Origin of the sequence: Planktothrix sp. FACHB-1355 (assembly GCF_014748295.1) — a bacterium.
Lineage (GTDB): Bacteria > Cyanobacteriota > Cyanobacteriia > Cyanobacteriales > Aerosakkonemataceae > Aerosakkonema > Aerosakkonema funiforme_A.
The window spans coordinates 1-17,707 of record NZ_JACJUP010000020.1 but is presented as its reverse complement, the minus strand read 5'-3'; the positions used below and the strand labels follow the sequence as shown (position 1 = coordinate 17,707).

General features: G+C 48.0%; 12 protein-coding genes and 1 pseudogene. 6 read left to right on the top strand and 7 right to left on the bottom strand.

The genetic code is table 11. The features are described from left to right. Positions 1–2,593 (bottom strand): annotated as a pseudogene (locus H6S82_RS02560) (hypothetical protein); the annotation flags it as partial. A 1,307-nt stretch (positions 2,594–3,900) separates the two neighbouring features. On the opposite strand from H6S82_RS02560, the gene H6S82_RS02550 reads away from it, so the two are divergent. The 4 genes from H6S82_RS02550 to cobT all read left to right on the top strand — a co-directional run bounded on the left by H6S82_RS02550 (position 3,901) and on the right by cobT (position 7,221). Next, entirely contained in the window at positions 3,901–4,614 is a 714-nt protein-coding gene (locus H6S82_RS02550) for a Crp/Fnr family transcriptional regulator (protein ID WP_190468826.1), read from the top strand. Between the two features lie 82 nt (positions 4,615–4,696). Continuing rightward, on the top strand, positions 4,697–5,212 hold the full coding sequence (locus H6S82_RS02545; protein WP_190468829.1) for a universal stress protein: 516 nt from the start codon (positions 4,697–4,699) through the stop codon (positions 5,210–5,212). 78 nt (positions 5,213–5,290) lie between these two features. Further along, on the top strand, positions 5,291–6,007 hold the full coding sequence (locus H6S82_RS02540) for a DUF2232 domain-containing protein (RefSeq protein ID WP_190468832.1): 717 nt from the start codon (positions 5,291–5,293) through the stop codon (positions 6,005–6,007). A gap of 53 nt (positions 6,008–6,060) precedes the next feature. Next, positions 6,061–7,221 carry a nicotinate mononucleotide-dependent phosphoribosyltransferase CobT gene (gene cobT, locus H6S82_RS02535; RefSeq protein WP_190468835.1) on the top strand — a complete coding sequence of 387 codons (1,161 nt, stop codon included), beginning with the start codon at positions 6,061–6,063 and terminating at the stop codon, positions 7,219–7,221. 25 nt (positions 7,222–7,246) lie between these two features. On the opposite strand, the gene H6S82_RS02530 is transcribed toward cobT, so the two are convergent. Then, complete coding sequence (locus H6S82_RS02530; protein WP_190468838.1) at positions 7,247–7,621, bottom strand: hypothetical protein; 375 nt, start codon at positions 7,619–7,621, stop codon at positions 7,247–7,249. Between the two features lie 1,087 nt (positions 7,622–8,708). On the opposite strand from H6S82_RS02530, the gene H6S82_RS02525 reads away from it, so the two are divergent. Further along, positions 8,709–9,902, top strand: a complete 1,194-nt coding sequence (locus H6S82_RS02525) for an extracellular solute-binding protein (protein WP_190468841.1) — start codon at positions 8,709–8,711, stop codon at positions 9,900–9,902. 510 nt (positions 9,903–10,412) lie between these two features. Here H6S82_RS02525 and H6S82_RS02520 read toward each other — a convergent pair. From H6S82_RS02520 to H6S82_RS02510, 3 genes are all read right to left on the bottom strand, one after another. Further along, positions 10,413–10,907, bottom strand: a complete 495-nt coding sequence (locus tag H6S82_RS02520) for a hypothetical protein (RefSeq protein ID WP_190468844.1) — start codon at positions 10,905–10,907, stop codon at positions 10,413–10,415. Positions 10,908–10,915: 8 nt separating this feature from the next. Beyond that, the gene (locus H6S82_RS02515) at positions 10,916–12,040 is read right to left on the bottom strand and encodes an aldo/keto reductase (protein WP_190468849.1); all 1,125 of its coding nucleotides are present in this window, start codon (positions 12,038–12,040) and stop codon (positions 10,916–10,918) included. Between the two features lie 118 nt (positions 12,041–12,158). After that, complete coding sequence (locus H6S82_RS02510) at positions 12,159–12,662, bottom strand: bifunctional nuclease family protein (RefSeq protein ID WP_190468852.1); 504 nt, start codon at positions 12,660–12,662, stop codon at positions 12,159–12,161. 328 nt (positions 12,663–12,990) lie between these two features. On the opposite strand from H6S82_RS02510, the gene ribE reads away from it, so the two are divergent. Then, entirely contained in the window at positions 12,991–13,659 is a 669-nt protein-coding gene (ribE, locus tag H6S82_RS02505; protein WP_190468855.1) for a riboflavin synthase, read from the top strand. 105 nt (positions 13,660–13,764) lie between these two features. Here ribE and H6S82_RS02500 read toward each other — a convergent pair whose 3' ends face one another. Beyond that, positions 13,765–16,989 carry a M23 family metallopeptidase gene (locus H6S82_RS02500; protein ID WP_242056788.1) on the bottom strand — a complete coding sequence of 1,075 codons (3,225 nt, stop codon included), beginning with the start codon at positions 16,987–16,989 and terminating at the stop codon, positions 13,765–13,767. 13 nt (positions 16,990–17,002) lie between these two features. Then, positions 17,003–17,707: biotin--[acetyl-CoA-carboxylase] ligase (locus H6S82_RS02495; RefSeq protein ID WP_191056004.1), on the bottom strand; the 705-nt coding region annotated here is incomplete at its 5' end.

The window sequence follows — 17,707 nt, the reverse complement described above, 5'->3', positions numbered from 1 at the left end:
ATGCTTCCGACCACTCGGCGGGACAGCTGACGATCGTCCCTGCTAGCTGACTGAGTGCGGAATGCAGGGTTTCTTCCTCCAAACCAATGGCGGCGATCGTATATCGAGAATTAACATCCAAAAATGAATTGCCCTCTCGTAATTCCAAATTTAAGATTTCCGGTTCGAGATGGGAATCCCTATTTGGGATCTGTAATTCCCGATCTTCTCCTACTTCATTTTTGGTAGGATTGAGGGTAGTTAACAATGCTTGCAGCGCTTGCTTCGCCTGCCAAAGGGGAACCCTGTCTCTGGAAGAAATCTGCAAAACAGGCTCCCATCTATCGCTTTGGGCGCAATAGTAGGGCAGACCGATTTTTAACAATGGCTTAAAGTTCCGCAGCAATATGCCGCTATCATCAACCGCCGCAGGCAAACGAAAGGTTTGTTCGCTTGTATCCGACTGTCCTGCGGGTGACCAGGCAATCTGATAGATCTGGCGGGTTAAGCGATTCAACAAAGTCGCAGAAAGTCCTGTTGTCCCGAAATCAATTCCCAAGTACCAGATGGGAGGAGGAGAAGGAGGTAGTGGCGGAAGGGGTGTAGGGGTGAATGAGGATGGCTTAGAAAAGGGAATGCGAGGCGGCGGGGTGAGTTTTTGCCAAAAATTGATTGTTTCTGCCTTTTCTTCCAGATCCGCTTCGTCAAGGTTCCCTTCATTTCCTCGATCGAAAGTCGCGAGCGTTGAGATGTCTTGTTCGTCTTGTTCTTGTTCTACTTTTCTACTTTCCCAATCTTCACCTAAAGTCAGTTCTGCTGCGTTCGCTACTTTTTTTTTTACTTCTTCTTCTTGGTTCGGCCTCGATAATGAGGGTTGAGCTATTTGCGAATCTGGTTCGGCTACAGGTAATTTGAGATCTGTTTCGAGAGATTCGCCAAAAAGGTCGTCAAATTCGGCCAAAATTTCTTCTGGAATCGTACAAGGTATTTCTTCTGCCCCAACTGCGCCATATTTATCCTCTGTTTGGGGCGTGAGATCTTCAATTTCTCGATCGTCGCTGGAAGAGTTTGCTGTTTCGTCAATGTTTAGTAAGACTGCTTCTGTTTGCGAACCAGTTTCCTGTTCCACAGGAGCATCTTCGTCTTTATTGTCGCTGCTGGCAACTCGGTTAGCTGAAGCTGTAGCTTTTGGTTGTGTTGTTTCGATCGCGCTTTGCTCCGAATTATCCCGACGCTGCAAAATATCGCTTTCTTCTTGAACGTGTGGTGAATCGAGTCCCTCCAAACCGGAAAGATCCTGGCTCAACTGCTCCAACATATTCTTTCCGACCCAAAGATCGACATTGGACTTCCCCTCTAACCGATCTGTTGACAGCAAATCTTCTTCTGGTGATGCTGGTAAGTAGCTTTCTGCTTCTGTATCGCCAGATTTAAGAACGCTTTCGCCAATCTCCTCGATCGATATCGCCTCGCTGAGCAATTCATCTTCCAGAGAGTCCGATCCTAGCAAACGTGCCGTTTCGTCTATTAAATCGGTCAGAGCTGCTATTGTGTCCGTGCTTTCCCATCCGCTCGTTTCCCCAGTTCCCTCTCCTGAGTGTTGGGGAAAAGAAACAATGTCTGCCGATTCCAAATCTACCAGTTGCCGATCGTCTGCCGCAGCGATGCGATCGCGTTCATCTGTCGATCGCATTTCCCGACCGAAATCTGGTTCCTCTTGTACTATTTCATACCTGTTTGCTGCTGCGGGGGCAACTTCCCGATCCTGCGGTGCATCTTCAATACGGCAGGCTGGTGGTGAGCTTTCGACGATATCTAGAATGTTGAAATCTGAATTTACCGAGTCGCTTTCTTTGCTTGCCGACTCGTCAGTATTTGCTTCCTCAGCTTGTTGCTTTGCCTGAATCGATCTCTCCCACTGCTGTATATTTGGTTTCACTAACTCAGCACCCGCATATGGTAACGGTAGATCTTCTCCGCTGAGGATGTTTGGTATTTGAGGAGATATTATTTGGTTTGCTGTTGGCTGTGCTTCCTCGTCTGACAAAAGTTTACTCTGCTGAATCGGCAAGCTTGTTTCCGTCTCCAACAGCAATTCCGAAGTTTTCTGTTTTAACTCTGCTTGCTGTTGGGAAAGATAATTTTGTCGCTCTTGTTCGAGCTGCTCTACTTCTGCTCTGAGAGCTTGGCGTTTTTGCTGTAAGACTTCTAAGTCTGCTTGGCACTGTTGAGTCAACTCGGTCAGAATTTTGGCGCGTTCGTAGAAGGTTCGCAGGTAAGCCATTTCTTCTACAACTGCTTGCAAAATTTCTTGTGGCGTCTTTTTTTGAGTTGAGTCGATTGCCAGAGACTCAAGGCGATCGACTGATGGAGCCTGTACCAATGCCATTTCACCTGCCAATGGCAATTCTGTGGTTTGGCTTATCTCAACTTGGCTTGTGGAGGCAAATTCTTGCTGGAGCATATCCAGGCTGTTGCGAACTCGTTCTAAAACGCGACGCCGATCGGCCTCTTCTCCAGATTTAAACCAACCCAGGCCGGATTTTTTGCTTTTGCCAAGTACGTTATCAATTTCTGCGATCAGTGCCCGAATTCGATCCGTGTGAAACTTCACGGTGAAACCGCTCCTTTAAATTCCTTGAAGAACGGGGCTTGAATCCCTGGTCAAGAGGCAATCCTGTTTTGCGCGAGCTTGTCGATCTCTCCCGACTCACCTAACAGACTGAGTTCCATTTTGCCGCGAGCGGCGACCGTCGTTTTTGAGGAACCGATACTATTGTAGGTTTCCTCTGGGATTCTCTGGTATCCCAAATCCGGGTTAGCTACCCCCTTTTTGGCCTCAAAGTTACTCCTTCGCCAACTCCCTCACTTCCCCGCTCCTCCACTCCCGCTACAATAACGGGGGTAATTGAAGCAGATTTGGTATGACTGAGGGAACTAATCGATATAAGCCCACAACTTAACCATATAAGCATAACAGAAATTTAACTTTAGGCTAAATATCTGTCGAGCTATTAGAAAATATTTGCGGCTCGAACAGCTAAAACCAAAAAGCCAACCCACATCTGAGTGCGATCGCTAGAGATCGTATCTTTAGCATAAATTTGCGATCGAGTTGTGTAATCGCTGTCTTTGGAAATTCCTCGTGGGAACTTTAGAGAAGAAAAAATCTTTATTGTTAGCTAGATAAAGATTTTTTGTTAAGTAATTTTCATTCTACCAGCAATTAGCGTATTCATGGATACTCAAAAGTTACGCAACCCCTCAGCAGCACCCAAAGCCAGACCAAACGCTCTGAGGTAGGAGACACAAAAGCAGTTAAAATTAAACATCTCACGCTCTTCAACTCTTAAGCTGATGGGCAATCCTCACACCTAAAAGCTCGTCCTTGAGGTGTGCTCGATCTGACATGGAGGTTTCTTGCTTGGCCACTCTAGGGAAATCGTCAAACTGACACTCCCGTCGTGCTGGACAAAGTGTATGCTAGGAAATGCAAGAATAGACAGCCAAATTAAAATTAACGGCTGCTTGGTTTCTCTGGAGGTTAGACCGTGCCTTCCACTTACGCTCTGTAAAGTTTGGTATGGCCACAAGATTAAACGTATTAGGTGCTATCTTTAGCCATAAGTCCCCAACTAAGTGTGGGGCAAAAGCCTGGACTGCGAGCGATGCTTGCCAATGGGTGTATGGGCAGTACCTTTAGTTCGATCGCCAACCCGATTCTTGTAGCGAGTGTCAAGTGCCACCGTCAACTGCTCCAGGAACAGCTCTATCAAGATAAGCTTCCGTGGTCTATTATTTATGATCGTTCCGCATTACTGGCATAACGATTTGTTTTAAAACAATCAGCCAGTTTCAATCCAGTGGGCCTCTGTCGATCCCAGTAAATTTAATAAATACTGTTAATCACACAATGGCCTCATGCAAGACCGACTCCCTCCTCACGAAACGAATACAAATACAAATGTGAATACACTAATTCGCTCTACTCCTTTCTTTACAGGTTTACCAGAAGCGGCTGTGGAAAAAGCAACAGCCCACCTCGTCACGCGCAACCATCCAGCAAATCAGGTGATCCTGCTGGAGAACGATTGGGGTAGTTCGGTTTACTTTATATTGGAGGGTTGGGTGAAGATTCGCACCTATAACCTAGATGGTAAAGAAGTAACGCTGAACATTTTGGGCAAGGGAGAAATTTTTGGTGAAATGGCGGCACTTGATGAAGTGCCCAGATCTACAGATGTGATTACCTTAGCTCCCACAGTGATCGGTAACCTGCCCGCTCAGGATTTTGTCAATTTGATTTATACGGAGCCGATGGCGGGAGTCCGTCTGGCGCAGCTGATGGGACGCCGCTTGCGTCAAGTCAATCGCCGACTGCGCTTGCGGGAATCCGATAGTATGTCGCGGGTGGCAGATACTTTACTGTTTTTAGCAGATGGGCAAGGTAAGCGCACTTCGGAAGGTACGGAAATTCCCAATTTACCCCATCGCGAACTGAGCAGTTTGAGCGGACTGGCACGGGAGACAGTAACGCGAGTGCTGACTAAGCTGGAAAAGAAAGCTTTGATCAAGCGCGAGCAGGATACCCTTCGCATCCCGGATGTGAATGCCCTAGAACGCTTGATAATTTAACGTAATGCAACAAAAATAAGGCAAAAGCTCTTCTATGCGCTAGTTTGAAAGTGAAAGAGTTTCGAGAACGAGGGAGGTCTAGATGGGGTTCAAAAAAATCCTTGTGGCACTAGACTACTCGCCTTTAGGCAGGGCCGTTTTCGATCGCGCCCTGGAGTTAGCACAAGCAACTGGTGCTAGTTTAAGGCTTTTGCATTGTATGACGAACGACACGATCGCCGAGCCGATCGGGCCTATTCCCGTAGAAATGGGTTTTTACCCAGAGTTTGCAGGTTACTCCTATCGCGCTCAACCGCAACTGACAGAAAAGCGTTTGGAAGAAGCGCAGATTATGCTGCAAAACTTCTGCCAAACTGCTCAGAAGCAGGGAGTGACGGCTGATTTTGATTGTCAAATTGGGGAAGCCAGTCAGTCTATATGTAAAGCCGCTCAAAACTGGGGAGCAGATTTGTTAGTGCTGGGACGGCGGGGTCGAACTGGATTGACAGAAGCTTTAATGGGAAGTGTGAGCAATTACGTAATGCACCACGCTCCCTGTTCGGTTTTGGTAATTCAATCTGTAGATATAGGAGCGGATGACGGCTCTGCTTTAGAGTGAGTACGGAGTAAGGATGAACGACAGGGGACTGGAGAGCGAAAAAAATACAAAGTCAAACTTTTGCACGAGAAGATCGTAATGAGTGAATCTTTTGAAGAAAGCCCAGAATCTGCTGCAAACGAGCCGATCGCTTCTTCTACTTCCAGTCCCGATTTGTCCGAACCAAAGGTGCGGGCCGAGGCTCCCTTAGCGCTTGTAGAAACGGCTTTTTTAGCCAGTACTGCCAGTCTGATTTGGCTAGTGAATTACTATTTTCCCCTTGGCCCCCTATTGCGGATCTTTTTTTCGGTGCCGATCGCACTGGTTTACCTGCGCTGGGGCAATCGAGCCGCTTGGATGGGAGCTTTGGTTTCTGGATTGCTGCTGTCTGTTCTGATGGGGCCACCGCGCAGCATTCAGTTTTTCATGCCCTATGGGTTGTTGGGCGTGCTGCTGGGAGCTTGTTGGCGACGCCAAACTAGCTGGGCGGTATCCATTAGCTTGGGTACGCTTTTGGGAAGCATTGGATTCTTTTTTCGGTTTTGGTTGCTTTCCATCCTATTGGGTGAAGACGTCTGGGTGTACATCATCACTCAAGTGACACAGATGTTGGAGTGGGTATTTGTGAAGCTTGGGTTACTGATCGAGCCGAGTTTGCTGGTAATTCAGGCGATCGCCGTTGGGATGGTGCTTCTGAGTAACTTGGTTTACCTGTTCGTCGTGCATCTGGCTGCATGGCTACTTTTGGAACGCCTGGGCAATCCAATTCCTCAGCCTCCAAATTGGGTACAAGTGCTGGTGGATTACGATGACTAAGGCAGATCTGAGGGGCAGAGGGGATGAGCGGGGAGAAAATTATCACGCATCCGATGATAAAGATTTACACACAAGCGGAACAAGGCCATCGGTGGTTGCAACAATATCAGGGTCGTCAGCCTGTATTTGCTTGTGTGTTGGGATTTACGGAAACCGGCCTGATCGAGGGGATTTCTGCGGCGGGTCGGACACCGCACGATCGCCAATTTACAGCGATCGCAGATGCGGAATTTTTGTATAGCGGCCCTGCGCCAGATCCGAAATACCCTTTACCGCCACTGCACGCGGGTGCCTCACCGGTACTCATATCCCGTGCGGTGGTGGAGGCACTTTCACTACCACTTTATTTATTCAATGCTGGTTTGCCCCAACCTCCATCCGTACCGACGATCGATTTAGGCGGTGCTTGGGCTCGCTGTTTAACTTCGGGCAACGCCTTAGAAATGGCAAAAGTGCGCCATTTGTTCGATTTGGGGTTAATTTGGGGGGAAAAGTTAGCGGCTGTATCTAGTGAGGGCTTAATTGTTATCGGCGAGTGCGTGGTGGGGGGAACTACCACCGCACTCGCTGTTTTAACCGGTTTGGGCATTTCCGCTGCCGGGAAAGTCAACAGCAGCCATGTTACTTGCAATCATGCCCAAAAGTGGGCGCTGGTGCAGACTGGGTTAGAACGCGCTGGTTTTTGGCGTCCCGGAGAGTGGCAGATTGCCACTTCGGCAGAAATCCAAAATCCAAAATCCAAAATCCGAAATCCAAAATCCCCAGATCCCCTACAAGTTGTTGCTGCCGTGGGAGACCCCATGCAAGTTGCGGTAGCTGGGATCGCTCTAGCTGCCAGTTGCACCAGTGGCGTCATGCTTGCCGGTGGAACCCAAATGCTGGCTGTCTATGCTTTAATTCAGGCTATAGCGAAAGAATATTCTTTAGCTTGGAAACCAGAAAATATAGTTGTGGGAACGACCCGTTGGGTGGTAGATGACTCCAGCGGCGACACGGTTGGATTAGCGCAAATGGTTGGCTCGGTGCCCTTGCTGGCGACTCAGCTGAGTTTTGCCACTTCTCGTTACGTCCAATTGCAGGCTTACGAACAAGGCTACGTTAAAGAAGGTATGGGAGCCGGTGGTTGTGCGATCGCGGCTCATCTATACGCAGGTTGGAACCAAACTGAACTTCTTCAGGCCGTTGAAGCATTGGTAGAGCGCTACTGCGCCTAATAATCGAGCAGCACGGTTTGCTTTTTTAATGTACTCTTTGCGCCAGCAACTGTTCTTCTAGGGCCGCAATGCGATTGTAAGCTGCTGTTAGCTGTGCCGTTAGTCGCTGAATTTGAATTTCTGGTGCCAACTCTTTTTCGCGGTTATGAGAACCCGTGTCTACATAGCCAGTATCTGCCAGCACATCCTTGTGTGCCAGCGCCGCATCTACTTTGGTACTGCCTCTATATGAATAACGGATATCGTTGAGCTTCCAGCTTGAGGTATCCGCGAGCGCACCTGATGTCTGCCTTGTTTGTGATAAAACTTCCGAGAGCTGCTTACTCAGATCCTCTACCATTTGGTAGAGGGCATCGACTTTGTTATTCACGGCGATGACTTGATTTCGTATAGATTCCATTCCAATCCCCTATTTTCCTAGTTTATTATTTCATCCTACGCAACAACGAGTTTAACTTTCTCTAACAATAGAATCATTTAATTTTTGATGCAGACTAGCTGAACAAACACTTCTATACATTGTCAAAAAACTTCAAGTTATATGGCTTGGCTGAATAAAAATACATTTCTACACGTTCTCTATTAAGAATTATGGCGCGGATGGATGTTTGCTTTGGCATAAATTTGACTTTCCAAGCTATATGCAGGGTAAACATAAACCAGACTGAAGAAGGTGTTATAAGCTCAAGGAAGAGATTGCCTACAAAGAGAAAAAATGCTTTCAAGAGCGGACAAGGCAAAGAATACTCATCCCCTCTTATACAAAGCTTGTACGCAAACTCTTCCATAAACGAATGGTTGTAGAATAGGAGATTACTTAGCAAATCGATCCCAATTTTAGCTTATTGCTAGGGCTTGCAGCTGCCGACTCCGATCGAATGTTCGTGGTGAACATTACTATACAGAAAAAAGAAGATCTGTCTACTCGCAAAGTTACATTTTTGAGCCCAACCCTATGTTAAATCTATTTAAATAGGTTCGCCAAGCTAAATAAAGCACAAATACCTAAATTCTCTCTCTGCCGATTGCGCGGTTGAGATCGCGCTGGAATAGATAGCAGACCGGGCAAAATCTGGTAATTTATAAAAGCAAATAAATTTTTCCTCAAAATATAACAGTCACTGACAGTCTTTCATGAAAAAAAAATGTACAAGTGAGAAAAGTTTCCGGACTGCGCCGCCACGAGGAAAAAACACTAGGCTCTTCCGTACATAGTGTGATAAGGAAAGCTAATTGGTTATCCTAATTCTTGCTGCCTAAGCATTTCCATTCCGGATGCCCAATGCCCAATGCCCAAAAAAACCCGTTTTCCACACGAAAAGTACGGAAGTATCATCGAAGTTTTTCCCTCATTAGGCAAAGTGCTGCCCTCATGGGAAAGAATTCGGGGATCGGAGAGAAAAGGTCAAAGAGGCAGATAGCAAGTATCATCGATCTGGTATCGATCGCTTTGATTTAAAATATCAGTCCGAAATCCTGACATTTAGATGAAAAGAAGGTTCTTCATAGTCGGCAGCAGTACCCTGGCTATTTCTGGGCTGCTGTCAGGATGTGGCAGTCAGCAAAAGGCTGTTCTGAAAGTCAGCCTGCTGAAAAATTCTATCCCAGTCCAGCTTTTAAATGAATTTCGTCAAGAGATCCAGCGATCGGCCTCTTTGGATTTGGTAGCCGAAAGCCAGCTGCAATCTTTATTCACCCAACTGCAAAATTGGCAGCAGAAAGCGGAGGCAAGTAACTGGTGGTCAAACCTGCCCCTACCCTTTGGCAAACAAAAGGCGACTGCGGTGGCAGATTTGGTAACATTGGGCGATTACTGGTTAGAACAGGCGATCGCGGAAAAACTGATCCAACCCCTAGACCCAAAACAGCTAAGTCAGTGGCAGCAAGTGCCCCAAGCATGGCAAGAACTGGTGAAGCGGAACGATCGAGGCAAACCAGACCCGAAAGGCAAAATTTGGGGCGCACCTTACCGATGGGGTAGCACGGTAATAGTCTATCGTCGCGATAAATTTGCATCAAAGGGCTGGAAAGCACCTACAGATTGGGCAGATTTGTGGCGAAACGAGTTAGGCGATCGCATTTCCTTACTCGACCAACCGCGAGAAGTTATTGGCTTAACTTTAAAAAAACTCGGTCACTCTTACAACACCGAACAGCTAGATAAAATTCCCAACCTCAAACAAGAACTGCTAACCTTACACAAGCAAGTCAAATTCTACAGTTCCAATGCCTACTTGCAACCCCTGATCTTGGGCGACACCGATTTAGCGGTTGGTTGGTCTAGCGACGTTCTGCCAGTTATACAGCGTTACCGCAACATTGCAGCTGTGGTTCCCCAATCTGGCACCGCACTTTGGACAGACCTGTGGGTGCGTCCTTTGGGTAACAGTTCTAATTTGGATTTGGCGCAAAAGTGGATTGATTTCTGTTGGCAGCCAGAGATTGCTCGTTTGCTGTCTCGCTTTACCCCAGCAGCTTCACCGATATTAGCAGGCAAAAATCCACCCGAATTTTCTAATACAGATAGAAATCAGCTGGTTTTGTCAACTCCGGAAATTATCAAAAAAAGCGAATTTTTACGCCCGCTTTCCGAAAAGGTACGTCAGGAGTATCAATCTTTATGGACGGAAGTTCGTTTTCAGGGCTTAGGCGTTCGGGATAAGGGGCTAGGGGCTGGGTAAAGTTGGGTTTCGCTTCCCTCAACTCAACTTACAAAAAATGGCTGGGGGTTTCTGGGGAGTGCGATCGAAAATTTGATGAACTACTTCGCCCTAAGATGGACGAAGTTTCTAACGCTTCATTTAACAAACTTGCTAAGAAGTCGGAGGCTTCTTTTGTAGAGGTTTATTATCCACGTCTAAAGACGCTAGTTTCACGCCGCCTAAAAACATCTTGCGAAAACTTGTTTACAGGGGACTTATTGTTTCGCCTAGTCCTGTCTTACGGGTGTGCTATCCGAATACTGCCACCAACTGTATTGATAAGGGGTAGACTAGAGCTTCTTACAAAGAAGGAAATTGTCATCCTTGGTAGCAAGCGGGTTCTATTACCGAATGTGCCTCGCTTTAAAGATTTTACATTAGAATTTGGGAAAACCACAAAATAATTGTAATTTTTAGTAGTATCTAACCACTAAAAATTAGCGCTATTCTTACCCACCTTTTAGGAAAGTGCGGACTGTCGCGAGTCATTCAATTTGCAGTTAGAGAGCGTCGAAAGCCCTGCCTGCCAAGGGTGTCGATCAGAAGATTGCAGTTTGCTGGAGTCACCCTGAAATCACACGTATAAGTAGCCAAAACAGTTTGTTGCTGATTGACAACTCGAAGGTTGTAGCCATAACCTCTGGCTACTTGGCCAAAATGATTGACAAATTCATAGCGTTCCAGATAATCGAGCAAAGTCCAAATTTGTCGATCGACAACAAGATCGAGGCGACGCTCATCCCGACAAGCGAACCAAGTGTCCAGTACTTGACCGCCAAACCGTTCGGAAGCCCACCAAAAACTGGGATTGCTCAGATTAATTTGAGAAATGCTATCTTCTGCGATCGCATTTTGGCATCCCCTTTGTGGGCTATTACCAGTCCCAGCAGGCACCGCTTGCGCCAGCAACTGTTGAGGTGATAAGAGGGAAAAGACCAAAGGCAAAAGCGAAAACACAATAGCTCTTTTTCTTTGTACTTTCATAGCTGCTTTCATTGCCAAAGACGCCTACCAGGAGCGCCATTGAGGCGTTGGTGAGTTTCTTTGAGCAGATCGGGGATATTTAACTGTTCCGGACAACGGGGCAGACAGTCCCCGCACGAGGTACAGCGGTTGCCTTTGACACCCCAAAACCAGTGTCCGGCGTTTTCAAACATAGCGTAGCGGTACTTACCGAAGTCTGTCATATTGTAGGCAACAGCAAGATTCCGCAACCGCAAGACTTCCGGAATGTTGATGTTTTCCGGGCATGGAAGGCAGGCATAGCATTGGCTGCACTTGTCCTTTCCCAAAACATCATCTTGATGGGTTTGCAAACGCTCTAAAATCTGCAATTCTAAAGATGTTAGAGGGAAATCTCTGTCTGCAACGCTCAGAGGCTCACTCAGTTCTGCTGGATTAGCGGCACCCAAGCTGAGGGTAGTAATGCGGGGGTCGCTCAACAAAAACCGATAGTTGAGCTCTAGGGGCGACAAAGGATGACATAAATCTTTCAAGGTTGGCGGTGGTGTGTAGAGGCGTCCTCCTTTATCAGCTGGTGATATGATAAATACCCCCATATCTTTTTGGTGAGCCAGTTCGACTGCTGCGGCATTCCGCTGCCAAAAATAGTAATAATGTAGATTGACAAATTCAAATAAATCTGTATTTATAGTTGCCAGAATTAAGTCTAAGGAGCCGTGGGTAGAGAAGCCAACGTGTCGCACCTTACCGTCCCTAACAGCTTCTTGTATAGCTTTTATACAACCGTTCTGTACCCATTCTAAGTGTTCCCACGTATTCAAACCATGAATTGCCAGACAATCTATGGAGTCTAGTTTGAGGTTTTTCAGAGACTGTTCGATCGACCGACTCATAGCGTCCGGGTCAGGTGTGGGTGGAACTTTGGTGGTGATGCAGAGCCGATCGCGCGGCAGCGCCAACCCAGATCTGAGCGCTGCCCCAAGATACTCCTCACTTTTGCCGTATCGGCTAGCGGTTTCCAAGTGATTGATTCCCAATGCCACAGCGTACTGCACAGTTTGCCTGGTAATATACTCTGAGTCCAAGCAACGCATCGTGCCCAGAGAAAACACCGAGAGGTGCAAATTCGTCTTGCCGAACCGTCGATATCGCATCTGCCGATTTTAGATTTTAGATTTTAGATTTTAGATTTTAGATTTTGAGGTTGCCACGGTTAGTCTAGAAACTCAAGCGCGATTCTAGATGAATCCAAAATCCAAAATTATTGTATTTCTAGGCTTCGCCATTACTGAAGCCACCGCGCTGGATAAAATCCTCCGGTCTAATTTTATCGACAAATTCCCGGAAAGCTCTCCTTTCAGCCTCATCAGCTTCTCGATCGACAGGAATAGAAGCATCGGCAACTACTTCTTCCATCACCCAAATGGGAGTGCGAGTGCGAAGGGCGATCGCGATCGCATCGCTGGGACGAGCATCAATCTCTTTTTTGACCTCGCCCTGTCGTACAGTCATAATGGCGTAGAACGTATTGTCTTGTAGCGAATGAATGATAATCCGCTCCAAGGTCATACCCCAAGTTTCTAACAGATTGACAAAAAGGTCGTGGGTGAGGGGCCGAGGAGGGGTTTGGTTTTCCAGGGCACCAATAATTGACTTGGCCTGATCCTGACCGATATAAATTGGCAGAGCCCGTCGGTCTGTCGAATCTTTCAAAAGCACTATTGGGCTGCGTGTGATTGCATCCAGTGCAATTCCAGCGACTTTCATTTCAATCATCGGCTTGGCCTCTAAAATACCTTGGGCAAAGGGTGGTTAAAGTTAAAGGATAAACTGGTACTGGGCAGCTGTGGACAGAGACCGAGTACTTATGTTTCTTAAGACTAAATCGATTGACCGACCGTAGGCAGTCAAGACTCGGTTAAGTCAACCGATGCTATTTAAGTAAGAGGGTCTTTACATCCCAGTATGCCCTGACTTGAAGCCGATTCTAACTAGAGATCCCGCAATTCGCTCGAAAACTTAGACTTTCCCTCTGGGAAAATAGTTGCATCAGCGGGAAAATAAACCAGATTGTGCAAAAAGCGATTTTTTGAGCTAAAAAACGGTGTTTACAGGATTAATCCAAAGTCTAGGAACGATTCATCTGCAAGCAGAAGACAAATTACGGATATATTGCTCTGGCAAGGCAGCAGATCCGATTTTGCAGGATCTGGCGATGGGCGACAGCGTGGCTGTGGATGGGGTTTGCCTGACCGTGGAGGAGATTTTGCCAGCAGGGTTTGTCGCAGATGCTTCGCCGGAAACACTGCGCCGGACGACGTTGGGAGGAAAGATAGAAGAAGATGCTTGGGTAAATCTAGAAACGGCTGTACGGGTAGGCACTAAACTCGGCGGCCATTTTGTCACCGGTCACGTAGATGGTATTGGTTGCCTGCAAACTGTGGAGCTTGCCGGCAATTCCTGGGAGATGAGTTTTACAGCGCCTGAGTCGATCGCCCGTTACATTGTCCTGAAAGGCAGTATTGCCGTCAATGGTATCAGCTTGACCGTGGCAGATTGTAACTCAGCTGGCACTTGGTTTAAAGTGGCTGTGATTCCCCATACCTTTACCCAAACCAATCTCTCCCATCTCAAAATCGGCAGTTGGGTGAATTTAGAAGGAGATATTCTGGGCAAATACATCGAAAAATTGCTGCTTTCCCGTTCCAATGCCGTTTTTGCACATCAAGACGAAATTACACCAGCTTTCTTGAGCGAACACGGTTATCTTTGAGGGGCTAGGGGTTAGCGGCTAGGGGCTAGGGAAGAGCGAAACGGAAAAGGGAAAATCTTAATTCCCCCACTCCCCCGTTCCCCCACTCCCCCGCTCCCTCTTCACCTATGGCTTATGGGGCAGAATGGGAACTTCAGGTAAACGGTAAGCAGACTCTTGGGTTACCCAAATGGGGAGTTCCGGCGGTCGGAAGTTAACTTGTTGGGCAGAAGTTAACCGATCGTTGGTTTGCACAGTCCTAGATAGCGACGCTTCATAGGGTGGTGTTTTAAGTACGGGAATCCCAGGGAACTGGGAATTAATCGGCTTCGCGCTAGATAAGGGTACTTCCTCAGTTGGTGTGTTGAGTACGGGAATCGGAGGTAACTGGGAATTAATTGGTCTAGTGCTAGATAGGGGTACTTCCTCAATTAGTGTTTGAAGTACCGGAATCCGAGGTAACGGTAAGTTTATAGGCCGAGCGCTCGATAGAGGAACTTCCTCAGTTAGTGTTTGAAGTACCGGAATCCGAGGTAACGGTAAGTTTATAGGCCGAGCGCTCGATAGGGGAACTTCCTCAGTTGGTGTTTGAAGTACTGGAATCCGAGATAACTGGGAATTAATCGGTTGAGAGATCGATCGCGGCGCTTCATAGGGTAGTGTGTTATCTACTGGAATCCGAGATAACTGGGAATTAATCGGTTGAGAGATCGATCGGGGAACTTCATCAGTTGGTGTGTTAAGTACCCGAATTGGCGGTAACTGAGAATTAATCGGTTGAGCGCTGGATAAAGGTACTTCAGGTGATGGCACATTGCGTATCCCACTTTCCGGTAATTCAGTGTCGTTGGATTGCTGTTCCGGTAACGGCATCAGGGATGGCGGCGTGTTGGGTATTGGGACTTCGGGTAACTGGGAATCGGTTAATTCGTTTCCAGATGGAGGCAACTGTGGTGGAGAGTTAGGTATGCCGCTCTGAGGTGGCTGGGAGTAAGCTTGTGGGGGTTCGGGTACTTGGTTCTCCGTTTGTTCGGGCTTGATTTCCTCTGTGAGTTGGTTAGGCTTCAAGGCTTTGACTAATTGAGCCAAGCCATACTCCAGTTGAGCGCGTGGGTCCATCGCAATCCACCCTTCGGGTGTTTTTTCCCGCACTTCAAAGTGGAGATGAGGGCCGGTTGAGTTGCCTGTGCTGCCTACGAGACCGATCGCACTTCCCTGTTGAACCCATTCTCCTGGTTTGACTAAAATTTCTGAGAGGTGACCGTAACGGGTTTCTTGAGTGTCGTTTTTATGACGGACAATGATGGATAAGCCGTAGCCGCCTAAGAAGTCTGCGATCGCTACTCTGCCGGCATGAGCGGCTAAAACAGGGGTTCCCATTGGCGCACCTAAGTCTGTCCCGGTGTGGAAGCGACGATCTCCGCTGATGGGATTAATTCGCCAGCCAAACACGGAGGTTATTTGGGCGGGAACAGCTAGGGGAAAGGCGATCGGTAGTTTGCTATTTCCAGATTCGGCTGGGGATGTTTGGGGTTGTTTGTAGTTGTAGCTTAATGTTGGATTGGGAAGCGTTTCATTACCTGTTATCTCGGTATCTATTTGGTTTTGACGGCTTGTGTTGGGAGGGTTACTAAAACTATTTTGTCTGCCCAAAGCAACATTTCCGGAGTCGATCTTGGCCGGACTGATATTGATATGTCCAATTGTTGGCGGCGTTACCTCTTGAGGCTTGGGTTTCCAGGCGGTTCGATCGTGTTGAGGCTGACGTTTTTTTCGAGATGAAGAAGAGAGGCGATCTTTTTGGGAAGAGCGCTGCGAACGGCTGAACTTGTAAAGTGACTGTTCTTCGTTCTGTTGCGCTGAGGGCAAACGGCTGATTCGATAAGAACGGGGTTGTTCCTCGTTTTGTGGTGTTAAGCGCAAACGACTAATTCTGTTTTGACGCGGCTGTTCTTCGTTTTGAGCTATTGAGGGTAAACGACTGATTTGATAAGAACGGGGTTGTTCTTCGTTTTGAGGCGTTGAGCGCAAACGGCTGATTCTATATTGACGGGGTTGTTCTTCGTTCTGAGGTGCGGAACGCAAACGGCTGATTCTATATTGACGAGGTTGTTCCTCCCTTTGGGGTGTTGACCGCAAACGATTAATTCTTTGGGAACGTTGCTGTGGCTCAGTTTCAATGGGACGGGGCAGGCGGCTTAAGTAGTAGGAACGCGGACGCGGTGAGGGATTAGTTTGAGTCGCTCGCGCCACCCGCAGTTGAGAGGAACGGGGTGAGCGATCGGTTTGAGTCGCTCGCGCTACCCGACTTTGGCGATAAGAACGCGCTAATCGCTCGCTGCGAGGAGAACGTGTCACGCGACTCGTTTCGTAGGAACGGGATGAGCGTTCGGTGCGATCGATCCGCGCTACCCGATTTTGGCTGTAGGAACGGGATGAGCGTTGGGTTTGTTCGACCCGCGCGACGCGACTTTGGCGGTAAGAACGAGATGAGCGTTGGGTTTGTTCGACCCGCGCGACGCGATTTTGGCGGTAAGAACGAGATGGGCGTTCGCTTTCGTAACCCACGCGATCGGTCTGGTAGGAACGGGGAATATCTCGTATTCTTTGACGCCGAACAGTGGTGTACCTATTGCTGGCGACAGCAGTTCTTCTGACGCTAGTTCTCACGGATGCCGCTGGGCCACCGCAGCGACTGCCTGCAACTCCTCTATTTCCGTAAACTGTTTGACAACCTGTGGAACGTTCCGACAGCACAACAGAGCTAGGAGGTGAGTAGGCGCGAGCGGTTGATTCCCGTCTCCTTGTGGCACCGAGGCTGTAATCGGTTGGGTCAATGTAAGAGTTCCCCCCGATCGATTGCGAGCTTCTTGCCCTTCCTCCTACTCGCGATCGCGGCGTCGCTCCGGCACGAGAGCGTCTTCTATTTACTGGTGCGGCTTGTCTGGGAGGTTCCGGTGCGGGGTCTGCCGATACGGCTTTGGGCATAATATCGGGAATTTGAGCGATGACAAAGGCATCGGATGATGTTTGATTTTTTGCCCAAACTATGCTACCACTCAAAAGTCCTAAACCGCTGACGCAACCAATTCCCTGTACCAACAGGAAACGATGCCAAAAGCTGATGCCTGCGCTTCTTTGGGAGGGGTTGGGATCGTGCCCGGTCGATCGAGCTGCGGTTGTGTCAATTTGCCGATCTTCTGTAGACGAATAGTTTAGTTGCTTGTCGGGATAAACTGGTTCCACCATCTCCATCACACCGTTATTTTGTTCAACACTTTTAATATAGGGATTGGTCTCGGTCAGGATTTCAGATTTCGGATTTGAGATTGCAGATGAAATTTTTGGCATCTGCAATTACCCATTAGCCATTTCCCAGTCCCATTTCTCCATAGCCCAGACTGATTGTACCGGGCTGGAGGCAAATTTCTGAAGAGGGAGCAGTCCCCGTTGGGTGCAGGCAAACTCGCAAGTCGCCATCGACAGAAACACCCACGACTACTCCTGAGCGTCCGTTGACTTCGATCGATCGCCCGATGCTTGTGAGTAGATTTTGGTAAAACGGCAACACGGAATCTATGCCTTTTTGTTGCCAGTAATGGTATCCAGACATTAATCCTACTAGAGTAATAGCGGCTAATGTTTCTAATGAAAGCGTTGGGCTGGGATGATTGGCGAGAAAAGATACTAGATTAATGCCGTTTTCTGGAACTTGGTTAGTCAAGTTAATGCCCACGCCAACTACTGCTTTGCTAATGCGCCCTCTGTTTACCCTGGTTTCGGTAAGTATGCCGCCCAACTTGCGCCCTGAAAGTATTAGGTCGTTGGGCCACTTGAGGGAGACTGGTAGGTCGTACTCGCGCAAAATCGTCGCAATTCCCCAAGCTCCGCACATAGTCAGTTGTCTAGCCTGCCGAGCGGCTACGTTGGGAGTTAAGGCCACAGATAAGTATAATCCACCGGCAGAAGAATGCCACTGTCGTCCCCACTGTCCTCGTCCGGCTTGTTGCTCAATGGCGATGACTGTGGTGCCTTCTCCAGATCCGAGAGCGAGCAATTCCCACAGCTT